3 protein-coding genes and 1 pseudogene are annotated in these 3,477 nt (G+C 72.0%); all 4 read left to right on the top strand.

The features are described 5' to 3' along the window. Window positions 1–208: 208 nt before the first annotated feature. A complete protein-coding gene (locus ACJ73U_RS32940) occupies window positions 209–1,534 on the top strand; it encodes a hemolysin family protein (RefSeq protein ID WP_407781646.1) in 1,326 nt (441 codons plus the stop codon). Then, a complete protein-coding gene (locus tag ACJ73U_RS32935; protein ID WP_407781645.1) occupies window positions 1,531–2,580 on the top strand; it encodes a hemolysin family protein in 1,050 nt (349 codons plus the stop codon). The genes ACJ73U_RS32940 and ACJ73U_RS32935 overlap by 4 nt, the downstream gene beginning before the upstream one ends. 35 nt (window positions 2,581–2,615) lie before the next feature. Beyond that, window positions 2,616–3,317, top strand: a complete 702-nt coding sequence (locus tag ACJ73U_RS32930) for a pentapeptide repeat-containing protein (protein ID WP_407781644.1) — start codon at window positions 2,616–2,618, stop codon at window positions 3,315–3,317. A gap of 1 nt (window position 3,318) precedes the next feature. Further along, window positions 3,319–3,477 (top strand): annotated as a pseudogene (locus tag ACJ73U_RS32925) (3-methyladenine DNA glycosylase); the annotation flags it as partial.

The raw sequence follows: 3,477 nt of genomic DNA, 5'->3' as shown, positions 1-3,477 counted from the left end.
GCCGGTACCCGACGACGCGCCGCCGCAGGACAGGCTCGTGGCGCTACTCGGTCGCCAGCCATAGGCGGTCACGGACCTTTACACTGGTCACATCCCCAGTGAGACAGGAGTGACCGGATACCGTGCCCGAAGCACAGTCCCCCAGCGACAGTAGCCAGCCGGGAGAGCCCGGCTGCCATACGAGTCCGGCCCTCGGCGGTGTGCGTCGATGACCGGACCTCTGCTGGAAATACTCGGCATCCTCGCCGTCCTCGCACTGACCTTCGGCACGGCGGTCTTCGTCGCGGCCGAGTTCTCCCTCACGGCACTGGAACGCAGTCAGGTCGAGCACCACCTGCGCACCGTCGGTGACGCGCGCGCCAAGCGCGTCGCACAGGCGCACCAGTCGCTGTCGTTCCAGCTCTCCGGTGCCCAGGTCGGCATCACGATCACGACGCTGACCATGGGTTACCTGGCCGAGCCGATCATCGCCGGCTGGATCGAGCCGGTGCTGGACGCGGTCGGCCTCCCACACGGCGTCTCGGTCGCGGTGGCGGTCGTGCTGGCGCTGGTCCTCGCGAACGTCATCTCGATGCTGTTCGGCGAGCTGGTGCCGAAGAACCTGGCCATCTCGAAACCGATGGCCACCGCCCGTGCCGTCGCCGGCACCCAGACCCGGTTCTCGGCGGCGCTCCGCTGGTTCATCAACGCGCTCAACGCCTGCGCGAACTGGCTGGTCCGCCGACTGGGCATCGAGCCGGCCGACGAGCTGGCCTCGGCCCGCTCGCCCCAGGAGCTCGGCTCACTGGTCCGCACCAGCGCCGCGCACGGCACGATCGACCCGGGCACGGCGACGCTGCTCGACCGTTCGCTGCGCTTCGGCGACCGGTCGGCCGACGAGCTGATGACCCCGCGCGTGCAGGTCGAGTCGCTGCCGGCGGACGCGACCGTGCTCAACCTGGTCGAGCTGGCCCGCCGCACCGGCTACTCGCGGTTCCCGGTCATCGAGGGCGACCTGGACGACGTGCGCGGAGTCGTGCACGTCAAGCAGGCGTTCAGCGTGCCGGTGGACAAGCGCGCGGCGACGCCGGTCAGCGAGCTGATGCTGCCGGTGCAGACCGTGCCGGAGAGCCTGGACGGCGACACGCTGCTCGACCGGCTGCGTGAGTCCGGGCTGCAGCTCGCGGTGGTCGTCGACGAGTACGGCGGCACGGCCGGGCTGGTGACGCTGGAGGACCTGGTCGAGGAGATCGTCGGCGACGTGCGCGACGAGCACGACCGCGGCGAGATCAACCCGGTGCGCCCGCTGGGCCGGGACAGCTGGATGGTGTCCGGCCGGCTGCGCGACGACGAGCTGGCCGACGCCACCGGGTTCCGCATGCCGCCGGGCGACTACGAGACGCTGGCCGGGCTGGTGCTGGCCAGGCTCGGCCGGATCCCCGAGGTCAACGACGAGGTCCAGGTGGGCGGCTGGCGGATCACGGTGATGGCCATGGACCGCCATCGCGTCGCCGAGCTGCGGGTGGCGCGGATGTCCGAGGTGGGGGCCCGATGACCGGCGGTGGCGCGATCCTGGTCGCGGTTCTGTTGCTGATACTGAACGCGTTCTTCGTCGGTGCCGAGTTCGCCCTGGTCAGCGCGCGGCGCGACCGGCTGGAGGCGATGGCGGACCGGGGTGTGGACCGGGCGCGCATGGTGATGCGCGCGGCCGAGCACACGTCGATGATGATGGCCGGCGCGCAGCTGGGCATCACGCTGTGCACCATCGGCCTCGGCGCGCTCGGCGAGCCGACGGTGGCGCACTTCCTGGAGGTCCTGCTCGGGCCGCTGGCCCTGCCGGCCGCGGTGCTGCACACGCTGGCCTTCGCGATCGCGCTGGTGTTCGTGTCGATCCTGCACATCGTGCTGGGCGAGATGGTCACCAAGAACATCGCGATCGCCGCGCCGGAGCGGACCGCCGTGTGGCTGACGCCCGTGCTGGTCGGCTGGGTCCGGCTGACCCGCCCGGTGATCGCGCTGCTGAACGCGGTCGCGAACGGCACCTTGCGGTTGCTGAAGGTCGAGCCGAAGGACGAGATCGAGAGCGCGCACACGCCGGAGGAGCTGGCCAACATGATCGCCGACTCGCGGCGTGAGGGCCTGCTCGACCAGGCGGAGCACCGCAGGCTCACACAGACGCTGTCGTCGGCGGAGCGGACGGTCGCGGAGGTGCTGGTGCCACTCGACGAGATCGAGACCGTGCCGTACCCGCCGACCGTCGGGGACGTCGAGGCGGCGGTCAACCGCACCGGCTTCTCGCGGTTCCCCGTCCGGATGTCGAGCGGCCGGCTGAACGGGTACCTGCACGTCAAGGACGTGCTGGACCTCGCGGACCAGGACCCGTCGAGCCCGGTGCCCACGCACCGGATCCGCGGCCTGCCGGAGCTCCCGGCCGACTCGCGGCTCGACGAGGCGCTCGCGGCGTTGCGGCGGGCCCGCAGTCACGTCGCGAAGGCGGTGTCGGCGGACCGCACGGTGCTCGGCGTGGTGGCGCTGGAGGACCTGGTCGAGGAGTACGTCGGTACCGTCCGGGACGCCACGCACACCGATCCCGACACGTGACCAAGGACGCCTGCCGGCGGTGCCATGCTGATGCGATGGTGTCCCGGCAGGCGTCGCTGGCCATCGTGGTGACGGTGGTCGCGCTCGGCGCGGTCGTGGCCGTCCTGCTGTCGTCGCCCGCGGTGGACCCGCGCCCGGTCGCGGAGCCGGTGGGACGCGCGAGCGCCCGGCTCGGCTCACCGGACCTCGACGAGCGGGTGGCCGGGATCCACGAGCTGGAAGGGCTGATGCGGCGGTACGAGTCGCCGCACCAGCCGGCGGTCATGAGGGAGCTGTCGGCGTTCGTGCGGAACCGCACCGCGGACTGCGGTCGGGGCGGGCCGCCCGAGGACGTGGAGGTCGCGCTGTCCGTGCTGCGGCACCGGGATCCCGGCAGGGACGGCGGCACGGTCATGAACCTGCGCGGCGCCTGTCTCGCCGGGATCGTCGTGACGTACACGAACCTGGCGCACGCGAACCTGCGGGACGCCGACCTCGACGGGGCCACCGTGGCGGGCATGGCGCTGACCGGGGCGAACCTGACCGGCGCCCGCCTCACCGGGGCGAACCTGCGCCAGTCGGACCTGGTGGACGCCGACCTGACGGGCGCCGACCTCGACGGCGCGGACCTGTCCAGGGTCCACTGGTCGGACGACACCCGGTGGCCGCCGGAGTACGAGCAGCTCGTCCTGGCCGCGTCGAGTGTGGACACGAGCGACTACGTGATCGGCGAGCTGCGGTTGCCGGACCGCAAGTAATGTGATCGGCGTGCACCGGACCCTCCTCGCTCCCGCGGACTGGCACGCGCGGCGTGCCGCGCACGTCGCCGGCGTGCGGCGGTGGACGGATCCGTTGCGGGAACGGCGATCGCGCGGCGAGCGGCACCCGGTGCTCGACTTCCTGTTCACGTACTACTCG

Origin of the sequence: Actinophytocola sp. (genome assembly GCF_045807065.1) — a bacterium.
Lineage (GTDB): Bacteria > Actinomycetota > Actinomycetes > Mycobacteriales > Pseudonocardiaceae > Actinophytocola.
The sequence above is the reverse complement of the archived record's forward strand: the minus strand, read 5'-3'. Positions and strand labels throughout refer to the sequence as shown.